The organism is Psychrosphaera sp. HA2-10, from assembly GCF_055693745.1.
In genome coordinates this window covers 2,072,221-2,095,112 of the sequence record NZ_CM146341.1, presented here as the reverse complement: position 1 = coordinate 2,095,112, position 22,892 = coordinate 2,072,221, and the positions used below count along the sequence as shown (strand labels likewise).

General features: G+C 40.5%; 21 protein-coding genes. 13 read left to right on the top strand and 8 right to left on the bottom strand.

The genetic code is table 11. The features are described 5' to 3' along the window. Positions 1–29: 29 nt before the first annotated feature. The 4 genes from ACZ1GV_RS09570 to rraB all read left to right on the top strand — a co-directional run bounded on the left by ACZ1GV_RS09570 (position 30) and on the right by rraB (position 3,993). Positions 30–1,484 carry a sigma-54-dependent transcriptional regulator gene (locus ACZ1GV_RS09570; protein ID WP_472675883.1) on the top strand — a complete coding sequence of 485 codons (1,455 nt, stop codon included), beginning with the start codon at positions 30–32 and terminating at the stop codon, positions 1,482–1,484. Next, on the top strand, positions 1,484–2,782 hold the full coding sequence (locus ACZ1GV_RS09565; RefSeq protein WP_472673968.1) for a sensor histidine kinase: 1,299 nt from the start codon (positions 1,484–1,486) through the stop codon (positions 2,780–2,782). The genes ACZ1GV_RS09570 and ACZ1GV_RS09565 overlap by 1 nt, the downstream gene beginning before the upstream one ends. Before the next feature lie 120 nt (positions 2,783–2,902). Then, positions 2,903–3,649 carry a 1-acylglycerol-3-phosphate O-acyltransferase gene (locus ACZ1GV_RS09560; protein WP_472673967.1) on the top strand — a complete coding sequence of 249 codons (747 nt, stop codon included), beginning with the start codon at positions 2,903–2,905 and terminating at the stop codon, positions 3,647–3,649. Positions 3,650–3,651: 2 nt separating this feature from the next. Continuing rightward, a complete protein-coding gene (gene rraB, locus ACZ1GV_RS09555) occupies positions 3,652–3,993 on the top strand; it encodes a ribonuclease E inhibitor RraB (protein ID WP_472673966.1) in 342 nt (113 codons plus the stop codon). A 109-nt stretch (positions 3,994–4,102) separates the two neighbouring features. Here the strand turns inward: rraB and rpoD are convergent, their stop codons facing one another. From rpoD to rpsU, 4 genes are all read right to left on the bottom strand, one after another. Next, positions 4,103–5,944, bottom strand: coding sequence for an RNA polymerase sigma factor RpoD (gene rpoD, locus ACZ1GV_RS09550; RefSeq protein WP_472673965.1), 1,842 nt, complete (start codon positions 5,942–5,944; stop codon positions 4,103–4,105). Between the two features lie 203 nt (positions 5,945–6,147). Next, positions 6,148–7,899: a DNA primase gene (gene dnaG / locus ACZ1GV_RS09545; protein WP_472673964.1), complete on the bottom strand. Its 1,752-nt coding sequence runs from the start codon at positions 7,897–7,899 to the stop codon at positions 6,148–6,150. Positions 7,900–8,132: 233 nt separating this feature from the next. Further along, a complete protein-coding gene (locus ACZ1GV_RS09540; protein ID WP_472673963.1) occupies positions 8,133–8,579 on the bottom strand; it encodes a GatB/YqeY domain-containing protein in 447 nt (148 codons plus the stop codon). A gap of 32 nt (positions 8,580–8,611) precedes the next feature. Further along, positions 8,612–8,827 carry a 30S ribosomal protein S21 gene (gene rpsU, locus ACZ1GV_RS09535; protein ID WP_105053374.1) on the bottom strand — a complete coding sequence of 72 codons (216 nt, stop codon included), beginning with the start codon at positions 8,825–8,827 and terminating at the stop codon, positions 8,612–8,614. 198 nt (positions 8,828–9,025) lie between these two features. Here rpsU and tsaD point away from each other — a divergent pair, with 198 nt between their 5' ends. Then, a complete protein-coding gene (gene tsaD / locus ACZ1GV_RS09530) occupies positions 9,026–10,084 on the top strand; it encodes a tRNA (adenosine(37)-N6)-threonylcarbamoyltransferase complex transferase subunit TsaD (RefSeq protein WP_472673962.1) in 1,059 nt (352 codons plus the stop codon). Here tsaD and plsY read toward each other — a convergent pair. Next, complete coding sequence (plsY, locus tag ACZ1GV_RS09525; RefSeq protein ID WP_210561920.1) at positions 10,067–10,657, bottom strand: glycerol-3-phosphate 1-O-acyltransferase PlsY; 591 nt, start codon at positions 10,655–10,657, stop codon at positions 10,067–10,069. The two genes, tsaD and plsY, sit on opposite strands and share 18 nt — an antisense overlap. A 129-nt stretch (positions 10,658–10,786) precedes the next feature. On the opposite strand from plsY, the gene folB reads away from it, so the two are divergent. Together folB and ACZ1GV_RS09515 are read left to right on the top strand one after the other, a co-directional pair. Further along, positions 10,787–11,158 carry a dihydroneopterin aldolase gene (gene folB / locus ACZ1GV_RS09520; RefSeq protein WP_210561922.1) on the top strand — a complete coding sequence of 124 codons (372 nt, stop codon included), beginning with the start codon at positions 10,787–10,789 and terminating at the stop codon, positions 11,156–11,158. Between the two features lie 42 nt (positions 11,159–11,200). Beyond that, positions 11,201–11,995 carry an undecaprenyl-diphosphate phosphatase gene (locus ACZ1GV_RS09515; protein WP_472673961.1) on the top strand — a complete coding sequence of 265 codons (795 nt, stop codon included), beginning with the start codon at positions 11,201–11,203 and terminating at the stop codon, positions 11,993–11,995. Positions 11,996–12,079: 84 nt separating this feature from the next. Here the strand turns inward: ACZ1GV_RS09515 and ACZ1GV_RS09510 are convergent, their stop codons facing one another. Further along, positions 12,080–13,306: a multifunctional CCA addition/repair protein gene (locus ACZ1GV_RS09510; protein WP_472673960.1), complete on the bottom strand. Its 1,227-nt coding sequence runs from the start codon at positions 13,304–13,306 to the stop codon at positions 12,080–12,082. 151 nt (positions 13,307–13,457) lie between these two features. Here ACZ1GV_RS09510 and ACZ1GV_RS09505 point away from each other — a divergent pair, with 151 nt between their 5' ends. Together ACZ1GV_RS09505 and ACZ1GV_RS09500 are read left to right on the top strand one after the other, a co-directional pair. Next, positions 13,458–14,321: an ExeA family protein gene (locus tag ACZ1GV_RS09505; RefSeq protein WP_472673959.1), complete on the top strand. Its 864-nt coding sequence runs from the start codon at positions 13,458–13,460 to the stop codon at positions 14,319–14,321. Continuing rightward, the gene (locus tag ACZ1GV_RS09500; RefSeq protein WP_472673958.1) at positions 14,318–15,235 is read left to right on the top strand and encodes a general secretion pathway protein GspB; all 918 of its coding nucleotides are present in this window, start codon (positions 14,318–14,320) and stop codon (positions 15,233–15,235) included. Before ACZ1GV_RS09505 ends, ACZ1GV_RS09500 begins: the two co-directional genes overlap by 4 nt. Before the next feature lie 46 nt (positions 15,236–15,281). On the opposite strand, the gene ACZ1GV_RS09495 is transcribed toward ACZ1GV_RS09500, so the two are convergent. Next, complete coding sequence (locus tag ACZ1GV_RS09495; protein WP_472673957.1) at positions 15,282–16,451, bottom strand: HD-GYP domain-containing protein; 1,170 nt, start codon at positions 16,449–16,451, stop codon at positions 15,282–15,284. 25 nt (positions 16,452–16,476) lie between these two features. Further along, positions 16,477–17,664 (bottom strand): HD-GYP domain-containing protein, encoded by a 1,188-nt coding sequence (locus ACZ1GV_RS09490; RefSeq protein WP_472673956.1) that lies wholly within the window; start codon positions 17,662–17,664, stop codon positions 16,477–16,479. Positions 17,665–17,857: 193 nt separating this feature from the next. Here ACZ1GV_RS09490 and hisS point away from each other — a divergent pair, with 193 nt between their 5' ends. The 4 genes from hisS to der all read left to right on the top strand — a co-directional run bounded on the left by hisS (position 17,858) and on the right by der (position 22,789). Next, positions 17,858–19,141: a histidine--tRNA ligase gene (gene hisS, locus ACZ1GV_RS09485; RefSeq protein WP_472673955.1), complete on the top strand. Its 1,284-nt coding sequence runs from the start codon at positions 17,858–17,860 to the stop codon at positions 19,139–19,141. A gap of 44 nt (positions 19,142–19,185) precedes the next feature. Continuing rightward, positions 19,186–19,833 (top strand): YfgM family protein, encoded by a 648-nt coding sequence (locus ACZ1GV_RS09480; RefSeq protein ID WP_472673954.1) that lies wholly within the window; start codon positions 19,186–19,188, stop codon positions 19,831–19,833. 12 nt (positions 19,834–19,845) lie between these two features. Then, positions 19,846–21,117 (top strand): outer membrane protein assembly factor BamB, encoded by a 1,272-nt coding sequence (bamB, locus tag ACZ1GV_RS09475; protein ID WP_472673953.1) that lies wholly within the window; start codon positions 19,846–19,848, stop codon positions 21,115–21,117. Between the two features lie 106 nt (positions 21,118–21,223). Next, complete coding sequence (gene der / locus ACZ1GV_RS09470; RefSeq protein ID WP_472673952.1) at positions 21,224–22,789, top strand: ribosome biogenesis GTPase Der; 1,566 nt, start codon at positions 21,224–21,226, stop codon at positions 22,787–22,789. The last annotated feature ends 103 nt before the right edge of the window (positions 22,790–22,892 follow it).

Genomic DNA, 22,892 nt, shown 5'->3' with positions numbered 1-22,892 from the left:
ATTAGAAATATTCAAGCAATGAGTAGATGATGGACAAAATATTAATCGTTGATGATACACCCGCCGTTTTACAAGCCTTGTCCTTGTTGCTTGAAATTCATGGTTACGATGTTGTTACCACAACGTCACCTTTAGAAGCCCTGCAATATGCTAACCAGCTACGTGTCTCTCTTGTTATTCAAGATATGAATTTCACAGGCGACACAACATCTGGGGAAGAAGGCAAAACGTTATTTTATCAACTGCGCGAACTTGACCCACATTTACCTGTTATTTTAATCACGGCATGGACAGATCTAGAGCAAGCCATTGAACTCGTTAAAGCGGGGGCTGTAGATTACATTGCGAAGCCGTGGGACGACCAAAAGCTGTTAAACACCATTGTAAACTTGGTTGCGCTAGGCAAGGCTAATCAAGCCAAAGAAAAGTTACTTCGTCAGCAGTCAGTTGATGACTCTACTAAGTCAAAGGCTCATAGTGCTGGTTTAGTTTATGCCAGTGCAGCCATGCAGCGTGTAGTTGATATGGCGGTTCAAGTTGCCAAATCTGATATTTCCGTATTAGTTACGGGGGCTAATGGTAGCGGTAAAGAGAAAATAGCAGAAGTGGTACAGGCTAATTCTCTTATTGCAGATAAACCGTTTATTAAAGTTAATTGTGGCGCGTTACCGGCCGACTTAATCGAAGCTGAGTTATTTGGCGCTGAGGCAGGCGCGTATACCGGGGCCAATAAAAAACGAATAGGGCTATTTGAAGCGGCCGATGGTGGTACCTTATTTTTGGATGAAATTGGCAACTTACCTTATTCTGGACAGACCAAGCTGTTGCGAGTGATCCAAACAGGGGAATTTCAACGCCTAGGTTCAGTGAATACCATCAAAACAAACGTCAGGGTTATCTCTGCCACAAATAGTAATCTTTTAGATGCCATTGCAAGTGGTCACTTTAGGGAAGATCTATTTTATCGGTTAAATGTCATTGAACTTAACGTTCCTCCTTTATCGAGTCGGTTAGACGATATTATGCCGTTGGTACATCACTTTTTACCAAACAGAGAGATTAGTTTGTCGGCCGAAAACGCGCTTAAAGCTCATCATTGGCAGGGCAATGTAAGAGAATTAGAGAACAGCTGTAAAAGAGTCGCAGTATTGAAACCGACGGGTGTAATTGAAGCTATAGACTTTGCATTTAACCAACAAATGAATATCGCTACACCAATTAACATAGCTTCCCAAGTTAATTTGATTTCTCAAACTGATGGAACTTCTCAAGGCAATTTAGCTTCGCAAACAAATTTGGCCTCTCAAGCAAATCTAGCTTCGCAAACAAATACATCAAAACCCGCCACTTTAGAAGTCTCAAAAGAAGCATTAGAAGCTGCTATGCGAGATGAAAAAGGCGTGATCGCTCGTGTCGCTCGTCAATTTGGTTTAAGTAGACAAGCTTTGTATCGGCGCTTAGATAAATATGAGATCCCTTACTAATGTTGAACAAGGTTTTATCTAAAATACTTATAGTTGTAGCGCTAGTCAGCGGTGTTTGTTGCATACCACTATTTCTGTTAGATGAATTATCTTTAAATATTAAAATAATTAGTGCATTAATATTGGTGAGCTCGAGTGTTTTATTTGCTCGTTTTTTGTTACGGGACATTAGAGAGGGCTTGTCTGCATTAGAGCTTGGCTTGTTGAATTTAAAAGACGGAGAATACTCCACAACTTTGTCTTATCAGAATAAAGATGAGTTGGGTAAGTTATGTTCACTGTACAATTCCACCGCGTTACAGCTTAGAGAAGAGAAACATTGGATTTATCAACGTGAACTATTGTTAGATAAAGTCACGCAAAGCTCTCCAGAAGCGCTTTTTTTAGTCAATGACCAACAGCAAGTAATTTTTAGTAATATTGCAGCTAGACGTTTTTTTAACTGTTCAAAGGGGTTGGATGGCAATCTTCTTTCGCAATTATTAAAAACGGCTCCTAAAGGCGCCCAAGCAGCTATTGCCGAAAAGAAAGAGGGGCTCTTTTCAATTGTTTTTGATGAGGATGAGCCGCAAACTTGGCATATGTCTACAGGGAAGTTTTCATTAAATAACCAGGGACATACTCTGTTTATTTTAAAACAAATGACTCGAGAACTTAGCCGTCAAGAAGTAGCAGTGTGGAAAAAAGTTATTAGAGTAATAAGTCATGAATTAAACAACTCTCTGGGACCAATATCATCCATGCTACATAGTGGCGGAATTATTAGCGAAAAGCTCAAAGAAGAGCGTTTGACGCGCGTATTCTCAACGATTGATGAGCGCATCCAGCACTTAAGTGACTTTGTGCAAGGCTATGGTAAGTTTGCCAAGTTACCTGAACCAAATGTCCAACCCATTAGTTGGGATCAATTGATTGCAACGCTTAAGTCTCAATGGCAATTTATTGATTTATCAGAGCCAGGGCAAACCGTTTATGCGGACCCAATTCAAATAGAACAATTGATAATTAACCTATTAAAGAATGCCCATGAATCAGGCTCGTTACCTAGTGACGTGAGTATTCAACTAGAGCAACGTCAAAACGAATCTTGTATTTCGGTAATGGATAAAGGCAAAGGTATTTCCGAAAGCGTGATGGCAAATGCATTAATACCTTTTTATTCTACTAAGCCTAGTGGCAGCGGCCTTGGACTCGCGTTATGTAGAGAAATAACAGACGCGCACCATGGTCATATCGGACTTTTTAACCGTGATGAGGGTGGCTTAGCGGTGAGAGTCGTGCTTCCATTCAAAAACTAACATGCGATTCTCTCGCCCTATCTACAAATAATGAAATTGACTCTGATTTAACAAAACTTTAGCTTACAGGTGTTCGCTGACTTTGCTACAATGCGCCTTTAAATTATTGGAGTTCTATTTGTGCTGGCTATTTTACGTGTATTGCTTTTAGGTGTGTTCTTTATTCTATCTACAGCCTTTCTCCTTATATATCTAATCATTAAGCCGTTTCAGCGAAATAATGTTCACATGGTAGCAACCGTCTACGGCTCATTTGCAAAAATGCTTGGCCTAAAAATTGTACTTCGTGGTAAGGAAAACCTTTTGTCAGAGCCTGTGGTTTATATAGGCAATCACCAAAACACTTGGGACATATTTACCGCCTCTAACGCAGTTAGAAAAGGCACGGTAAGTGTTGGCAAAAAAAGCTTAAAGTGGATGCCATTTTTTGGGCAGGTATATTGGTTGTCTGGCAACATCTTGATTGACCGTGCCAATCGGACTAAAGCCCACGGCACAATTGGTCAAGCGGCTCAAAAAATTCGTGAAAAGAAAATATCTGTATGGTTATTTCCAGAGGGAACACGTTCACGCGGCCGTGGTTTAATGAAGTTTAAAACTGGTGCCTTTTACACGGCATTTATGGCGGGCGTTCCTATGGTTCCCGTTGCAATAAGTAGTACGCATGAACGTATCAAACTTAATCGTTGGAATAACGGTGAAGTTATTATTGAGTATATGAAGCCAGTAGCTATTGAAAGCGATGAAAAACAATACATCAGAGCCAAAGCAGAAGAAGTAAGAGAATTAATGTCTAAAAAAATTGACGAATTAAACTCAGAATTAGGCTATATTCCACAATCAGAAGAGACAGGTAAAAAAGGTTAATAATGGAACCGATAGATTGGCAAGAATTTAGTAACGACATTATCGAACAACTTATAGAAGATGGCTCTAATACAGAAGCTATGTATGGCATAGAGCATCACTTTGTTGCAGAGACTGCCGATGTTGCAGACAAAGCTCAGCAAGCAGCGTTTTTAAAGGGCTGGGACATCTCTGAAATAGAACAAGTTGAAACAGAAGATGGTGAGTTAGTATTTTGCTTTGATGTTGATACAGAGTGTCCATTAGATGAAATAATTATAAATGAAGAAGTAGAAGAGATGGTGGCATTCGCTGAAGCTCATGATCTTGAGTATGATGGCTGGGGCACTCACTTCGAAGAGTAATAAAATCGTTTAATATAAAAGAAGCTGATTACCTTTACGGAATCGGCTTTTTTTAGGCAAAAAAAAGCCTGCTGTTGCAGGCTTTTTTCATTTATTAAGAGCAATAAACTTATTCGTCTAAGAATGTTTTAAGCGGCTCAGAGCGAGAAGGGTGACGTAATTTACGTAACGCTTTCGCTTCAATTTGACGAATACGCTCACGAGTAACGTCAAACTGTTTGCCAACTTCTTCTAATGTATGGTCAGTATTCATGTCGATACCAAAACGCATACGAAGAACTTTAGCTTCACGAGCTGTTAGACCAGATAGTACGTCACGTGTGGCGTTCTGTAGGCCTTCTGATGTCGTTGTATCAACCGGAGAAGAAATCGTAGTATCTTCAATAAAATCACCTAAGTGCGAATCTTCGTCATCGCCAATTGGCGTTTCCATTGAAATAGGCTCTTTTGCAATTTTTAATACTTTACGGATTTTATCTTCAGGCATCACCATACGCTCAGCCAATTCTTCTGGTGTAGGCTCTCTACCCATTTCTTGAAGCATTTGACGTGAGATACGATTTAGCTTGTTGATAGTTTCAATCATATGAACCGGGATACGAATAGTACGTGCTTGGTCGGCAATTGAACGAGTGATTGCTTGACGAATCCACCACGTAGCATAAGTTGAGAACTTATAACCACGACGGTATTCAAACTTATCAACTGCCTTCATTAGACCGATATTACCTTCTTGAATAAGATCCAAGAATTGCAAACCACGGTTTGTGTATTTTTTAGCAATTGAGATTACCAAACGCAAGTTGGCTTCAACCATTTCTTTTTTCGCACGACGAGCTTTTGCTTCACCGATTGACATACGACGGTTGATATCTTTAATAGATTCTACGTTTAATCGAGTTTCGTCTTCAATATCACGCAATTTCGAAATGCTTCGACGAATTTCAATATCAACGTCGATTAGCTTTTTCGCAACAGGATCGCCACCTTTTTGTAATAAGTCTAACCAAGAAGTCTTGGTTTCATTACCAGGGAAAATTTTAACAAAGTCTTTCTTAGGTAACTTTGCATATTCACAACAGTGTTTCATGATTAAACGTTCTTGAACACGAACTCTGTCCATCATGTCACGCATGTTTTTAACAAGGCGGTCAAATTGCTTAGGAATTAGTTTAAATAGGCGGAAATGTTCACCAAGTGCGGCAATTTTCTCTTGCGTTTCAGGGTGAGCGCGACCTAATTCATTGATAGAAATCGTAGATTCATCGTATAAACGACGTAATTCAACAAAGTGTTCACGAGCTTCTTCAGGATCTGGACCTGTATCAACTTCTTCTTCGTCTTCATCATCATCGTCATTATCATTGTCGCCGTCTTCATCAGCTAACTGATCTTCAGACAATTCTGAACCAACATGCGTTGCAGCCGGAGCTACGTCATCTTCGTTCGGATCTAAGAAACCATTGATAATATCGCTAAGTCGAATTTCTTCTGCTTCGTATTGGTCCCATTGGTCCAATAAATAGCTAATTGCTTGAGGATATTCAGCAACTGAAGATTGTACCGTGTAGATACCTTCTTCAATACGCTTGGCAATAACAATTTCGCCTTCACGTGTTAGAAGTTCAACGGTACCCATCTCACGCATATACATACGAACAGGGTCGGTAGTACGGCCGATTTCTTTTTCAACAGTTGCTAATGCAGCTGCAGCAGCCTCGACAACTTCGTCATCGCTGGTTTGTTCTTGCATTAATAATTCGTCGGCATCAGGTGGTGTTTCACACACCTTGATCCCCATGTCGTTGATCATCTGAATGATGTCTTCGACCTGATCGGCGTCGATCATATCCTGTGGAAGGTGATCGTTAACTTCAGCAAAAGTTAAATAACCTTGCTCGCGACCTTTAATTATAAGAAGTTTTAATTGAGACTGAGGAGTTTGCTCCATACAGATTATCTTCCACCTACTAGTTGAACATCAAATTCTGGAAAAGAAATTTCCTATGTTTGGGATAATTTAAACCAAGCATGGAAAAATCGAACTGCATATTATAACAGCAGAATCTTTATCTGGCTATGAAATAAAGGAAACCAAATCAAATATTCTATAGCTCAAGTGTAGTCGACAGCTCAGGATAAGATAGATGAAAGTTATTTTTTTAAAGCGGACATTAAAGCGACATATTCTGCTTTTTCATTGGCATCTAATCGCCCCGTTTTAAACTTTATTAACAAACCTTCTAAACGCTTTTCTAAGTAACTATCTTGTAACGACTTAAATGTTTCAGAGAACTCTGCAATAAGATTATCTGGATGAATTTGATGATCCCAGGCGATGAGTTGAGCTAAATAAGGATACTCTTTACTGTCTCTAAAACGCTCGAGTAAAACCGGCGAGCTAAGGTTCGGCTCGTCCACTAAGTTTTTTTGAATGCGAATAAATAAATCGAAGCCAGGTAACTCAGCGTTAGCTAATGCAGGAATAAAAGGAATTTCGCTAGCAAGTGCTGGGTGTTGAAGCATTAAACCAATGGCCCGTCGCATTGGCGTTATTTGAAACTCAGTTTGACGCTGTTTAACATCTGCGACAGGAGAGCGAGAAGCTATTTTAATTTGATCAACTTGTTTACCTACCAAGCGTGCCAACTTAGCTAATAAAGCCTCTTTATAATAATCGCTAGGTATAAGCGAGATAAGCGGTTTCGCTTGAGCTAAAAGCGCTGATTTTCCGGCATCATCTGTCAAGTTTAGTTGATCTACAAAATGCTCAAAAAAATAGTCAATTAGTGGAGTAGATTTAGCCAAACGTTGTTCAAATGCTTCTTTCCCTTCTTGTTGAACCATGGTGTCTGGGTCTTCACCATCAGGAAGAAAACAAAAACGTAAGTCGACACCATCTTTTAATTGAGGCAATGCGTTCTCTAATGCACGCCACGCAGCGTCTCTTCCCGCACGGTCGCCATCATAACAACAAATAACTTTTCGGGTTGCTCGAAACAGCATTTGCATATGGTCTTGTGTTGTTGCTGTACCTAATGCTGCAACCGCATAGCTAATGCCTTGTTGCGCCAATGACACAACATCCATGTAACCTTCTACTATTATTACCTGATCAAGTGTTTTTTTCGCCATTTTGGCTTGATGGAATCCATAAAGTTCTCGACCTTTATGAAATATACGTGTCTCTGGGGAGTTAAGATATTTTGGTGTACCATCATCCATTACTCGACCACCAAAACCAACAACTCTGCCTCTTTTATCGCGGATGGGGAACATCACACGGTTTCTAAAAAAGTCGTATGTACGACCTTTATCGTTAGAGGTTAGTATTTTTAAATCAAGAAGTTGTTGTTTGGCTTCCGATGTTTTACCGAGCGTTGTTAATGCTGAATCCCACTTGTCTGGAGCAAAACCGATACCATATCTCTGGGCAATTTCGCCTGATAATCCGCGTGATTTTAAGTATTCAATGGCACCAGGACCATTCTCATCATGTTTCAATTGATGCTGATAAAAACGAGAAGCATTTTCCATCAAGTCGTAATCGGATTGCTTTTGTTCTTTGCTTACGGTGGGGTAATGTTTGGTTTTACCGCCAGCTTGTTCTCTAGGAACGTCCATAGAGTTTAAGCGGGCTAATTCTTCTATAGCTTCTACGAATTCGAGCTGTTCATACTCCATTAGAAAACTAACGCTGTTACCATGCACACCACAACCGAAGCAATGGTAAAACTGCTTATCTGGACTTACTGAAAACGATGGCGATTTTTCATTATGAAAAGGACAACAGGCTTGATAGTTTTTCCCAGCTTTTTTCAGTGGGACTCTCGCATCTATTAGTTCAACAATATCTGTGCGAGCTACAACGTCATCAATAAAACCTTTTGGAATTCGTCCTGCCAAAGTGCTCTCTCATTTATATAAATAAAGTGGATGTGAATTATTGCAGAAAAGTGAATTTAAGAAAATGAAAAGTTAGAACTTCAATGTTTTACTGTACTGCAATAAGGCTATTGCATATTTCGAGTGTCACCAAGCAGCACACGAGCTTGCCTTACAAAGTATATAAATTAACGTTAGGCATAAAAAAACCACAAATAAAAATTTGTGGTTTTCTTTAGCAATAAAAGCTGTGATTACTTATTTAAATGAGTTCTCACAAGGCCACTGACCTTCCCCATGTCAGCACGACCAGTTAAAGTCGGTTTCAACTCTGCCATTACTTTGCCCATATCCTGCATACCTGACGCGGAGGTAGATTCAATAGCATTCGCGATAAGTGATGACACTTCTTCCTCAGACAATGGCTGAGGCATGAAGGCTTCAATAACTTTAATTTCAGCCGCTTCTTTTGCTGCTAACTCTGGACGATCTGCTTGTTCAAATTGTGATTGGGAATCACGGCGCTGTTTAACCATTTTGGTTAAGATAGCGATAACTTGCTCATCATCCAGTTCAATTCTTTCGTCAATCTCTTTTTGCTTTACGGCTGCTAAAACCATGCGAATTGCACCAAGGCGTTCTTTATCCTTGTTACGCATTGCATCTTTTTGTGCATCTTTAAGCGTGGTAACTAAGCTCATTTGCTTCCTTACGAAAAGAGATTAAACCAATATTAGTAAAGCTTGATACGACGAGCGTTTTCGCGAGACACTTTTTTCAAGTGACGCTTAACAGCCGCAGCTTTCTTACGCTTACGTGCCCAAGTTGGCTTTTCGAAGTGCTCACGACGACGTACTTCAGAAAGGATACCTGCTTTTTCACATGAACGCTTGAAACGACGAAGAGCTACGTCAAACGGTTCGTTCTCTTTTACTTTAATTACTGGCATTTAAAAATTCACCTCAGTATTTGTGTATTAATGGTTATCTATTTAACCAAGACTAATAAAAATGGTGCCGTATTCTATAGCCAAATTACTGGCAAAGTAAAGTCTTTATTTAAACGTGAATAGATTAATTCTCTGGAGCATTTAATGGAGGTTGGGTAGAATGCCGTCGTTATTTATCAATCGCTGTGGAAATTTAGAATGTTAATATTAGCTATAGAGTCTTCTTGTGACGAAACTGGTGTCGCTTTATACGATACAGAACAAGGCCTTATTGGTCACGAAGTGTATAGCCAAATAAAAATACATGCGGATTACGGTGGTGTTGTTCCAGAACTAGCATCTCGAGATCATGTCCGTAAAACGATTCCAATTATAAAAGCGTTAATGATTAAGCATGGTTTAAATAAGTCGGATATAAACGGTATTGCATATACAGCGGGCCCAGGTCTAGTTGGTGCGCTTATGGTTGGAGCCTGTATAGCAAAGTCTTTGGCATTCGCGTGGGGTGTACCAGCGATTGAGGTGCATCATATGGAAGGTCATTTGTTAGCGCCGATGTTAGAAGATAAACAACCTGAGTTCCCGTTCGTTGCTTTATTAGTATCGGGCGGGCACACACAAATTGTTGAAGTAAAAGGGATTGGTGAGTACCAAATTCTTGGTGAGTCAATTGATGATGCCGCCGGAGAAGCCTTTGATAAAACAGCAAAGCTTCTTGGGCTGGATTATCCAGGTGGCCCAATGTTGGCTAAATTAGCGTTAAATGGTGAGCCAGGACGTTTTAAGTTTCCACGACCTATGACTGATCGACCTGGTTTGGATTTTAGTTTTAGTGGCCTAAAAACCGCAGCCGCAAATGCGATTCGAAAAGAGGGCATTCATTTAGCGGGCGGTCAATCTAGTCAAGTAGATGCCCCTGCAAATGTAGAGCAAACAAAAGCCGATATTGCTCATGCGTTTCAGCAAGCGGTTGTAGATACAATTGCAATAAAATGCCGTAGGGCGATGGAGCAAACCGGACATAAAACGCTGGTAATTGCCGGTGGCGTGAGTGCCAACACAGAGTTACGTGAAAAGCTTGAAGTGTTGATGAAAAAGCAAGGTGGTTCTGTATTTTATCCTCGTCCAGAGTTCTGTACTGATAATGGCGCTATGATTGCTTACGCGGGGGCTCAAAGGCTTCATCAAGGGACTACTGACTTAAAAGTAAAAGCGAAACCACGCTGGTCAATTGAAGAATTACAACCTCTGCTTTGATTTAGGCTCTTCACCTTTAATTAAGCGTAAAATATTCGGGATGTGCCTCAAAATAATAAATATTGCCAGCATAGTTACAGGCAGTGTGTATTTTGGGGCGATAAAATAAGTTGCTATTGGAGAGACGCCAACAGATACAATAGCAGCGAGCGACGAATAACCTGTTAATTTGAAGACAGCGATCCAGGCCAAAAGTAAAACCGCACCTAAACTAATTCCAACGGGTAGTAAGCATCCTAATGCGGTAGCAACAGCCTTGCCGCCTTTGAATTTGAAAAATACTGGAAACATGTGACCTAAACAGCAAGCAATCGCGGTAAAACCAATTTCCATAGGTGATAAGCCAAGATAGTAACTTCCCCAAGTTGGCACAATACCTTTTAATATATCTAACCCAAGCACTTTTAAAGCCGTAGAACGGCCTGCGATACGATATATATTTGTAGCACCGGGGTTGTTCGAACCTTGTGTTCGAGGATCAGGCAAGTCTTTAGTCCGGCTGATTAAAATCGCAAAATTAATCGAACCGATCAGGTAGGCAACAACAATTGTTATGAAAAAGTCAAAAGACATCAGTTCCTCAACAGATGAATATACGCTAGAATTCGCGCTCGAATTATTTTCGAACAAATTGCATGGTATCTGAGCAATCGCCGGACTTCAAACCATGAACGCGAAATATTAACAATATCAGGGCAAAACATGATTCAAGACATCGTTTTTATAGAAGCGCTAAAAGTAGATACCGTCATTGGTGTGTATGAGTGGGAAAAAAGCATTCAACAAACGCTTCAGTTTGATGTTGAAATGAGGACGGATATTAGCGCGGCCGCCAAAGTCGATGATTTGTCGAAAACAGTGGATTATGCCGTTGTTGCTGAAGATATTGTTCGATTGGCCAAAGACAATCAAGCCGAGTTAATTGAAACGGTTGCCGAGAAAGTGGCAGAGCAAATTCTGACACACTACTCAGTCAATAGTGTAAAGATTACATTAAGAAAGCTTGGCGCGGTTGCCAGTACAAAAAGTGTTGGCGTAATAATAGAGCGTGACTCTAGCCAGTATGCGAAATAAATAATTATTGGATTTATCAAAGAATAACAAGGATATAAAAGAATGGGTTTGATTGAGATTATCGTATTGGCAATCTTACAAGGGTTAACTGAGTTCTTGCCGATATCCAGTTCAGCGCATTTAATCTTGCCGTCACAAATGTTTGGTTGGGATGACCAAGGACTCGCATTTGATGTTGCCGTTCATGCTGGTAGTTTATTTGCAGTTGTACTTTATTTTAGGAATGAAGTATCAGCCATGACTGTTAGTTGGGTAAAGTCTTTTTCAGGGCACAAAGACAAAGAAAGCAATTTAGCTTGGCTCATCATTCTTGGTGTAATACCGGCAGGTTTGATTGGTTTTGCATTAGATGACTTTATTGAAGGCAACTTACGAAGCTCTGCGGTTATTGCCACTACGACCATCATATTTGGCTTGTTGCTATGGTACGCCGATGCAACCGCAAAACAAAATACAGATGAATATCAAGTCACAGTTAAAAAAGTACTTATTATCGGTTTTGCTCAGGTATTGGCGTTAATCCCTGGGACTTCAAGAAGTGGGATAACAATTACGGCCGGCTTGATGGTTGGCTTGACTCGTCAAGCTGCAGCACGATTTTCATTTTTATTATCTATACCGCTTATTTTAGCTGCTGGTGGTTATCAAACTCTTAAGTTAGCTCAACAAACTATGCCTGTTGATTGGGCAGCAATTGGCCTTGGTACCTTGTTGTCTTTTGTATCAGCTTACGCATGTATCCACTATTTCTTAATATTAGTTGAGAAAATAGGCATGCTACCTTTTGTTATCTATCGATTACTTCTTGGTGCTATCCTAATATTTTTCTTTATCTAAACTAGAAAAATGTAGCTGTTAACTCGAGGTGGTAATTCAACCCGGTTAATAACCCACATAAAAACTAGCCTTCGTTCACCTACGTTAGGCTAGTTTTGATTTAGCTTGACTAATAGCTTCAATTCGACGCTGACGAACTTCTTCTTTTATTTCTGGTCCTTTGAAACCAGCCGCAATGACATCTTTAATCGCGACACTATTAGCGACTTCAAACATACTTCTTAAATAATCAGTCTGTTTATATTCTGCATTTTCGAAGCCTGTGCGCCCTCGCATGTCAGCTGTACAACAAGTTAGGAATTGCTCAAACCTTATCGGTTTTCGCCACGCATCTAGTCGGTCAAAAAGTTTTATCAATGTTTCAGGTTTTAATTCATAAGCGCGGTGCGTATGTGTATGAAATTCGCTAAGTAATATGGCTAAATCGCGTGGTTCATTTGGCACTCTAAGACGTTCACAAAAGGCCTTAATCGGTACTATGCCGGATTTTTCATGGCCGTGATGTCGTGGATAATCCTCTGGTTTTGTTAGGCCTTTGCCAAAGTCGTGACATAAGCAAGCAAAACGAACGGCTAGGTCATTTGACAGCAGTTGAGCTTGTTTTACTACCAACATGGTATGTATCCCAGTGTCAATTTCAGGATGCCATTTAGGAGGGTTAGGAACGCCCCATAAAATATCAAGCTCCGGCATAATAACTTTCAAGGCACCGCATTCTCGTAAGACTTCAAAATAGACTTGTGGGTCCTGTTCATTTAGCGCCGACTCGGTCTCTTGCCACACTCTCTCGGGTACTAAAGCGTTAACTTCGCCGTTTGACACTATTTGTTTCATTAGGGCCAGCGTTTCTGGAGCCACTGAAAAACCAAGATGATGGTACCTTGCTGCAAACCTGGCGACTCTGAGAACTCTTAACGGATCCTCGACAAATGCTTCGGATACATGTCGAAGGAGTTTGTTGTTCAGATCGACCCGACCGTTATACGGGTCATGAATCGTTCCATCCTCGCTCATAGCCATTGCGTTTATGGTTAAATCTCTACGTTGTAAGTCCTGCTCTAGCGTGATGTCTGGTGTAAATTCACAGGTAAAGCCTGTGTAACCCGAGCCTTGTTTTTTTTCAGTGCGAGCAAGGGCATATTCCTGTTTGTTAGTAGGATGTAAAAAAACAGGAAAAGATTTTCCGACTTGCTGATAACCAAGATCAAGCATTTGTTCGATTGTCGCGCCTGTTACTAAATAATCGTTATCTTTAACGGGATAATTTAGTAGCTCGTCACGAACAGCACCACCAACTAGATATATTTGCACAATTACTCCCACCGCATACTGCTTTATAGATTAAGTATATTCTGAATTACAAAAAAAGTCCTTGTGGAAAGTAGTTGATTTTTCGAGGTTGGTCGGTATGGTTGGCTCAATTCAAATATTTATCAAACCGCACCAGTTGTGAGCAAGTTTCATGTACCTAGAGTATTTTCAGTTAAACCAAGAACCGTTTAATATAGCGCCAAACCCAAATATGATGTACCCAAGTCAGCGCCATCAAGAAGCGATTGCTTACTTACAGTATGGGTTACGTGGTAACGGTGGTTTTGTTATGTTGACGGGAGAAGTTGGTACAGGTAAAACGATGGTCTCTCGCGCAGTACTGTCTGACTTACCCGATGAATTACATGTAGCATACATTCTCAACCCAACATTGAATCGAATTCAATTATTACAGACTGTGTGCGACGCTTTTGAATTGCAACTCGATGAAACTTCTGACCATAAAAAGTTGTCAGATGCATTACAAGCCTTTTTGGTGACAAGTCATGAGAAGGGTGAAAGTTGTCTACTTGTAGTAGATGAAGCTCAATTATTGGATGTAGATGCTCTTGAACAATTGCGCCTATTTACCAACATTGAAACTAACGACAAGAAGTTATTACAGATAATTTTAATAGGACAGCCTGAGTTACAAGAAAAATTAGCGCAACGTGAATTGCGCCAGTTGGCCCAGCGAATAACAGCACGTTATCACTTGCTGCCACTTACTGAACAAGAGACCTCTGCATATGTAAATCATCGACTGCAGTCAGTGGGGGCTAGTCGTCCGTTATTTGATAAAAAAGCGATTAGTGCCTTGTTTAGATACTCAAAAGGAACGCCTAGGCTGATAAACTTATTAGCAGATCGTGCCTTAATGGGGGCGTACGCAAGTAACCGCTTTTATGTTGATGCAAAACTAGTAAAACAGGCATCAAGTGAAATTTTAGGTATTGCAAATGAAACAAGTAAACGCTGGTCGTGGCTGTCATTTTTAAAGGGAAAAAGAGCGTGAGTTTTTTATATAAGGCGTTGTTAAAAGATCAAGGTAAGCAAAATCAACAAGGCCAAGATCAAAATTACAGCAATTCGGCCAATCACACAGCTACTTACAGCAATCAATATGCGTATTCAGAAATACCAGAACCTAGGTTTGCCAATCAAAATAATCGCCCATGGTTAGCTTGGTTTGCCATCGCATTTTTACTATTAATTATTGGTTTATTGGCTGGGTACATATTAGGAACGGAAAAGGTCGCTTCGCAAATTAAGGTGGGTTCTCACATTCTAGAAGCTGAGCGAAGTCAAACTGAGTTAATTGGCGTTAATGCTAACGGCAAGGGGGCTGATCAGCCTAGTTCTGAACAAACAAATGCTAATGCTACCGATGTCGACGTCAAACATGATGGTACGGCAGAAAGTAAGCAACCAGCGACAAACAGTTTGAATGTCGCCAAAGTGAGTGAAAATTTAACAGACTCAATAGAGCAAAACGTCCTGGAAGATGAGCCTCAAGACGTAATTAATGTTGCAGATATTAACAGTTCAAACATGACTCTAGATGAGGTTTCCAGCGACTTACAAGCTAAGTTTGCGTTAGCCTTAGAAGAAACCGATACTGAAAATAAGAAAGGTTTAAAAGGTGAAACTAGTAACAACAATCGCATTCAGGTCGAAGTTGATTCTAGTTTGGTTGATATTAAAGAGTTAAAAGGTAGTGATAAAGCGCTAATCCCGGAACTATTATACGAAATGCACATTTATTCTTCAGATGTGAATGAGCGTTGGGTAAGAATAAACAACATCACTTTATTTGAAGGCGATCGACTAACGCCTTATTTACGAGTTGCTGAAATTAGACAAGATTTAATCGTGTGGGAAAGCAGAGACAGACGTTTTATCCAAGTCGCACTTGAGGACTATCGCTAAATTCCAATAAAGCGGTATTTTGACTTATGGTAGATGGGACTGTTTGTTATAGATAATTCTCAGCGAAAATGCCGCGCTTGTTACCGTAATATAAACCTTCAATTTCTTCGTTGCGGCTAGTATCTAGGTTAAAAACTTTAGCGGTTACATGATGGCCAAGGTTTTCATTATAAATTACCTTAACAAATGGTCTTAAGTGATTGCCTACGTTATCTAATACTAAACCAACCTTGCCACTTTTTAACTTAACCAAAGTGCCAGGTGGGTAAACTCCAATATTTTGAATAAATCGCTGCAACATATCATTATCGAACTCGCCATCTAGCGTCATCAGTTTTCGATATGCCTGTAATACACCAATTGGTTTGCCGTTAATACCAACTCTAGTTAGATTGTCAAAGGCATTTACAATGCTAAATATACGTAAAGCGTCGTTGATATCTGTCAGCTTTTTACCTGCTGGATATCCAGAGCCGTCAATTTTTTCATGGTGTAGGCGAATTACGTCAATGCTTTCTTTGGTTAAACTGCCTACCGACATTGCAATCTCTAAACCATTCTCGACATGATCAACGACTAAAAATTCATTTTCGGCACGTTGCTTGTTAGTCAACGTTTTATCATTAGGTTGTTGAATGCTTTTAGACATAGTTAGTTTTCCTATGTCATGCAGTAATGCACCCATTACCCAGTTTTGCGCAACGTCAGTTGGCCACTTCATCTTTCTTAACATTGCAGCATAATAAGCGGCGCAACGCAGCGCATGGCCAACTTGAAAATCTTTGTAGTGTTTAACACGCACAAGCGCTAGTGCTGGCGCAGAGTTTCTGTAAATAGATGCAATGAATTCCATAGCAGCGAGGTGAAGCGCGTTCACATCAAACAAATTTTCATTGCGAATATAATCAAAGCTTTCTTCTAAAACAGAGGTTAAGTTTTCTACGGACTCTTTGGCGTTTTCAATTTCTTGACTAAATGGCACTCGCACAAATTGATCTTGGAAACTAAAGTCATCTGCTTCTATTTGATTGGCATTTTGGGTTGTATCAATAGTTACGCTAACAATGCCTTTAGCAATTAGCTCATTGATTTCCTGCTGCGTTCGAACCCAGCCAGAAGAAGCAACTTTCATGTGACCAATTTGCTGAGAGATATCCACCACATATTGCCCCGGCAATAGTCTTGTAATTGGAATTCGCTGCAATCCGTCACTCATGGGTTATCTCTTGTTTGCTTTAAAGTTAGTCTAATATTTCAGTCATGATACGGTTAATGTCAATTCCGTAATCTTCCGGTTTTACGCTTTGGGCAATTTCATCTTCTACACCCGGCGCGCCCAAATCAATTGTTTTTGACGGGATATAGCCTTTATTGGCCAAACTGTAAAAAACTTTAACAACAGGACATAACGGGTTAACAAAGTTTGACTTTATTACAATCCCAAGTTTGTTACTTTTAGTTTGAATTAATGTGCCAACTGGGTGAACGCCCATACAATTTATAAACTCAGCCACTAAATTTGCGTCGAAACCAGTACCACTTTCTTTTCGTAGGATTTTAAAGGCCATAATGGGTGTTCGAGCATTTTGGTACACACGAGAGGCAGTAATAGCATCGTATGTGTCACAGATACTGATCATTTTAGCAAACTGACTTAATTCATTTTCATTTTTGCCATTTGGATAACCTGAGCCATCTAAACGCTCATGGTGGTCTCGAACTACCTCTAAAATGGTCGGTGATAAATCGCTAGACTCTCTTAGTATGTCGTAACCTAATGTTACGTGCGAACGCATGATCACCATTTCATCATCAGTTAAACGACCCGGTTTATGCAATACTTCATCAGGAATATTTATTTTTCCTAAATCATGCAAAAGAGCGCCGGTTGCTAAGTCATGAATTGTTTTTTCATCAATCTGTAGATGCTTGGCAAATATCGTCATGATGATAGATACATTTATGGAGTGCTCCATTAAATAATCATCTTTCTGACGCATTCTTGTCATACACGCCAGCGCGTCTTGATTTCGAAAAATAGAATCAATAAAACCATCAGCGACTTCTTTCATACCACCGGTATCGATAGGTCGACCGGCTTTCATGTTTTTTAAAGCTTGACGTTGAAGTGTTTTAGCTTGGCTATATAGTTTTTTTGCTTTACCAATTTCATCTTTAAACGATGTCTTTGGTCGAACTTTTTCAACAGGAACTGCGGCGCTAACAGGCGCAACTTCAGGTTCTTTTTCATGTTCACTTTTGTCTAAGTCAACTAAAACCTTAGAAACACCTTTCGCTGCGAGATTATCTATCGACTTTTGGCTTCTAACAAACCCACCAGACTTAACGGAAAAGCGTCCCGTTTGTTCAGTTACTTCGGCAATGAACATATTGCACTTGAGATCGCTAACTAAAAATTCTTTTAACATCTTATGATTACGAGTTTGGTAGTTTTTAATCAGTACAATTTAACAGAAAAAGTACCAATCAGCCCTAATTAATTACTATAAAAATATACAAAAACTTAATCGTTAATTAGTATTCATTTACAACGGCAATTTACCTTAGGCGACAAAGCGCATATAATACGGCACTATTTTTTATCTAAGGGTTTTTCTAGTCGTGTCAAAACCGATCCAAGCCATTCGAGGCATGAATGATATTCTGCCGATTGAAACCGCTCAGTGGCAGCAAGTTGAAGCTGTATTACGCCAAACTGTAGCCAGTTATGGTTATTCAGAGATCCGCTTTCCAATTGTTGAATTTACGGACTTGTTTAAGCGTTCTGTTGGTGAAGTTACTGATATCGTTGAAAAAGAGATGTATACATTTGACGATCGAAACGGCGACTCACTAAGTTTACGTCCAGAAGGTACTGCTGTGTGTGTTCGTGCTGCAAATCAGGGCGCATTGCTATATAACCAACAGCAACGCCTTTGGTATACGGGCCCGATGTTTCGTCATGAACGTCCTCAAAAAGGGCGCTATCGCCAATTTCATCAGTTTGGTGTTGAGTCTTATGGGTTTGCTGGCGCGGATATGGATGCCGAAGTCATCATGTTGTCTGCTCGATTGTGGAAAGCGTTTGGCATAACTGAACATTTGAAGCTTGAAATCAATTCGCTAGGAACAAGTGAAGCGCGTCAACAATATACCGCAGCATTAGTCGAGTTCTTGAAGAAACATGAAGATAAGTTAGATGAGGATTCTAAACGACGTTTAGGTACTAATCCGCTAAGAATACTAGATAGTAAAAACGCGGATGTGCAAGAAGTGCTTAAAGATGCACCTCGTTTGTCTGAGCATTTAGATGAAGAATCAGCAGAAATGTTCAGTGAGTTAAAGGCAAGATTGGATGCCGCTGGCATTGAATACGTTGTAAATGAGCGCCTTGTTCGTGGTTTAGACTATTACAATCGAACTGTATTCGAGTGGGTTACTGAGAGTTTAGGTTCACAAGGAACCGTGCTTGCTGGTGGCCGTTACGACGGGTTGGTCGAGCAGTTAGGTGGTAAATCTACACCTGCAGTTGGTTTTGCAATGGGTATTGAGCGTTTGGTGCTTTTATTGCAAACATTAGGTATTTTAGTTGAACCAACATCAAGTGCCGATGTCTACATCGTAGCTCAGGGCTTAAACGCAGAATTAAAAGCGGTTGAAATTGCCGAGCAATTACGACATTCTGCCCCTAGTTTACGTGTTGTGAACCACTGTGGTGGTGGCAACTTTAAAAAACAAATGAAGCGTGCTGACAAATTAGGCGCTAAAGTCGCCCTGATTCTAGGGGAAGACGAAATAAATAATGAGCAGGTTACTGTTAAAAACCTAGTTGTACAGGGTGAACAACAAACAGTAAGCTGGAGCGACGTAGCCAACCAAGTTCAAGAGTTGGTAGGACAAAATTGATATCTACGCCTAGTGCGTGATGCAGTGCAAAATATGAGGTTGTAATGGAAATTTACTCAACAGAAGAACAACAAGAAGAAGCAATCAAGTCGTTTTTTAAAGAGAATGGCGTACAAATACTTGTAGGCGCAGCATTGGGTTTAGCTGGTTTTACCGGCTGGAATATGTATGTCGACGGTAAAATTGAAGCTCAAGAAAATGCTTCAATGCAATTTGAAGAATTTATAAAAGTAGCTGGTGCAGAAACGACCAAATCAGAGTTGGTTGACGCGGAACTGGATAGCTTTGTTAAAGCTCATGGCGAAACCGGTTATGCGATTTTCGCTAATCTGCTTGCCGCTAAAAAGGCTGTAGAAGCAGGGCAACTTGCAACAGCAGAAACTAGATTACTTGCAGCGTCAAAAGAAACGTCTGAAGTAAGCCTTAAAGGTTTGGTTGATATTCGTTTGGCTCGAGTACAAATCGCTTTAGAAAAGTACGATGTAGCCATCGCTACATTAGCATCAATCACAGAACCAGCATATGAAGCTCGCGTAGCGGAAATTAAAGGTGATGCACTCCTTGCACAAGGTAAAAACACTGAAGCTCGTCAAGCTTATCAAACGGCTGCGGATAAAGGTGGCTTGGATGGAAATGCGATTTTAAAGATGAAGCTTCAAGATTTGGCATTGTCAACAAACGTTGCTAGCTAAAAGGCAGACAATATGCTGTTAAAAAGTGTTAAAACGAGTGGTATAAAGCTCGCGTTGTTAGCTTCTCTAAGTGCATCAATGCTGATGGGTTGTGAGACAACAGAAGAAAATGAAGCAACACGCATTGCCGAGTTAAAACCAATTAACATCACAAGACATGTTGATGTTGAATGGCGAGAGCAAGCGGGTTCTGGTGTCGATAATTATTTTTCTAACCTTCAACCAGCCATAGTTGGTGATGTAATCTTTGCTGCAAGCAGGAAAGGTGAAGTAATAGCTTACAACAAGCTGACCGGCGAGACCGTTTGGGAAACTGACACGCGTATTAATGCGCCTTCTTTGCTTGATAAAGTATTGTTGGATGACAATGAAACTGACAAGTTAAGCGGTGGTATTACGGCAGCATATAAAAATATTTATATTGGCTCAGAAAATGGTGAGATAATCGCGCTTTCGCAGGCCGATGGTAAACTACTTTGGCGTCAAAAAGTACCAGGTGAAGTAGTTGCTGCACCTGATGCTGGTGATGGTTGGATAGCTGCATCGACAACATCTGGACATATTGTTGTATTGCATCCTGATACAGGCGAGCAACGTTGGCAGTCTGAAACGACAGTTCCAACGTTAACATTGCGCGGCACCTCTTCGCCTACAATAGCAAGTGGTGGCGTGCTAGTCGGTACTGCGACCGGTAAGCTACAAGTATTGTTATTAGAGCAAGGTCTACTTGCTTGGGATGCACAAATAGCCGTAGTAAAGGGTACAACAGAACTAGAACGTTTGATTGATGTTGATAGTAAGCCTATTGTCGTTGGCAGCGAAGTTTATATGATCGCTTACAATGGTAACTTAGCTTCGGTTGATATTCAGTCTGGCCGTATTAATTGGAAGCGTGAGTACTCGTCGTATCGTAACCTGACGTTAGATGCTGGTGTTATTTACTTAACTGACGCAAAAGGGTTTGTAACCGCAGTAGATGCTGCGACAGGCACTGAGAAGTGGACAAACAACGACTTTTATAATCGTCGCTTAACACAGCCAGTCGTATATAAAGATACGATTGTAGTGGGTGATTTTGAAGGTTATTTTCACTTTTTAGACAAGTCATCAGGCGTTGAAATTTCACGCTACAAGCTAGATGACTACGACTATTCAGCATTCCATTGGTTTGCAAGCTGGTTTACGAGTGAAGACCGTCGCGCGTATACAGCTCCGGTTGCGTCAAATGAGTTGTTATATATACAAACTCGAGATGGCGAACTGACCGCTTTACGTCTACCGTAATAGTTAGACATTTTTAATAGGCTTTGTAGTCCATATTGGGTACGAAGCCTTTTTCGTTTTTATTATTTATTGGTTTTTTGCTAAATCAAACTTTTGAGGTGAATTCATGCTACCTGTAGTGGCTCTAGTTGGTCGTCCTAATGTTGGAAAGTCAACCCTGTTTAATCGCTTAACTAAGACGCGCGATGCGTTAGTGGCGGACTTTCCTGGACTTACACGTGACCGTCGTTATGGACAAGCCAGTCATGACGAAAACAACTTTATTGTTGTAGATACAGGAGGTATTGATGGAACGGAAGAAGGGATTGATGTGGAAATGGCTGAGCAATCGTTACTCGCGATTGATGAAGCAGATGTCATTTTGTTTTTAGTTGATGCTAGAGCAGGTCTAACGGCCGCTGATGAAGCTATTGCACTGCATTTACGTAAAAAAGACAAACCGACGTTTGTTGTTGCAAACAAAGTCGATGGTATTGACGGTGACTCTTATAGTGCTGAGTTTTACTCTTTAGCACTGGGTGATGTTCACCAAATAGCCGCATCTCAAGGTCGTGGTATAAGTCAGTTGTTGGATCATTCACTAATGCCGGTTGTAGAACGTCTAACTGCCGAATATGAAGCTGCAATGGATGAATTGGCTGAAGCTGAACGTTTGTTAGAAAGCTTGGGTGATGAACACGCTGACACCGACGGTGATGCAGAGCAAAACGTTAAGAAGTTACAATCCCTTGAAGATTTAGCACTTGATCATGAACATGATGAAAAGAGTGATGAAGAGGCGGTCCCTTTTGAAGATTTACCAATAAAGTTTGCAATTATTGGTCGACCTAACGTAGGTAAGTCTACACTAACTAATCGTATGTTAGGTGAAGAGCGCGTTGTAGTTTATGACATGCCGGGTACAACTAGAGACTCAGTTTATATCCCAATGACACGCAACGATGAAGACTTCATTATTATTGATACAGCTGGAGTTCGACGTCGTGGTCGAATTAAGCAGTCTATCGAGAAGTTCTCAGTTGTTAAAACCCTTCAAGCTATCGAAGATGCCAACGTGGTACTTTTATTGTTGGATGCTCGAGAAGGCATTTCTGACCAAGACCTAAGTCTGCTTGGGTTTGCTTTGAATGCGGGTCGCTCAATTGTTATCGCGGTTAACAAATGGGACGGGCTTGACCAAGGTGTAAAAGATGACGTTAAGAGAGAATTAGATCGTCGTTTAGGCTTTATTGATTTCGCTCGTTTGCATTTTATTTCTGCATTACACGGCACTGGTGTTGGTCATTTATACGAGTCTATCGTTGAAGCCTATCAGTCAGCAACCAAGCGTATTTCAACCTCTATGGTAACTCGTATCATGAAAATGGCTCAAGATGATCATCAGCCGCCTATGATTCGTGGTCGTAGAATAAAACTTAAATACGCCCATGCTGGTGGTTATAACCCTCCTCGTATCGTAATTCACGGTAATCAGGTTGACGAATTGCCAGACTCTTACAAGCGTTACCTAATGAACTACTATCGTAAGGCTTTGGATGTAATGGGTACGCCAATAAAAATTGAATTCAGAGAGGGCGATAACCCATTTGAAGACAAAAAACAGAAAGCCATGACATTGTCTCAACAACGTCGAGCTGGTGGCTTTATTAAACGTCATAGCAGAAGAAACTGAGTCTAGACATTTAGTGTCTTATTTTAGACAGTGAAGATTGAAGCCAACCCTAAAAAGTTGGCTTCCGCATTTTTGAATGCTATTCTCAGGGCTCAAATTGAGA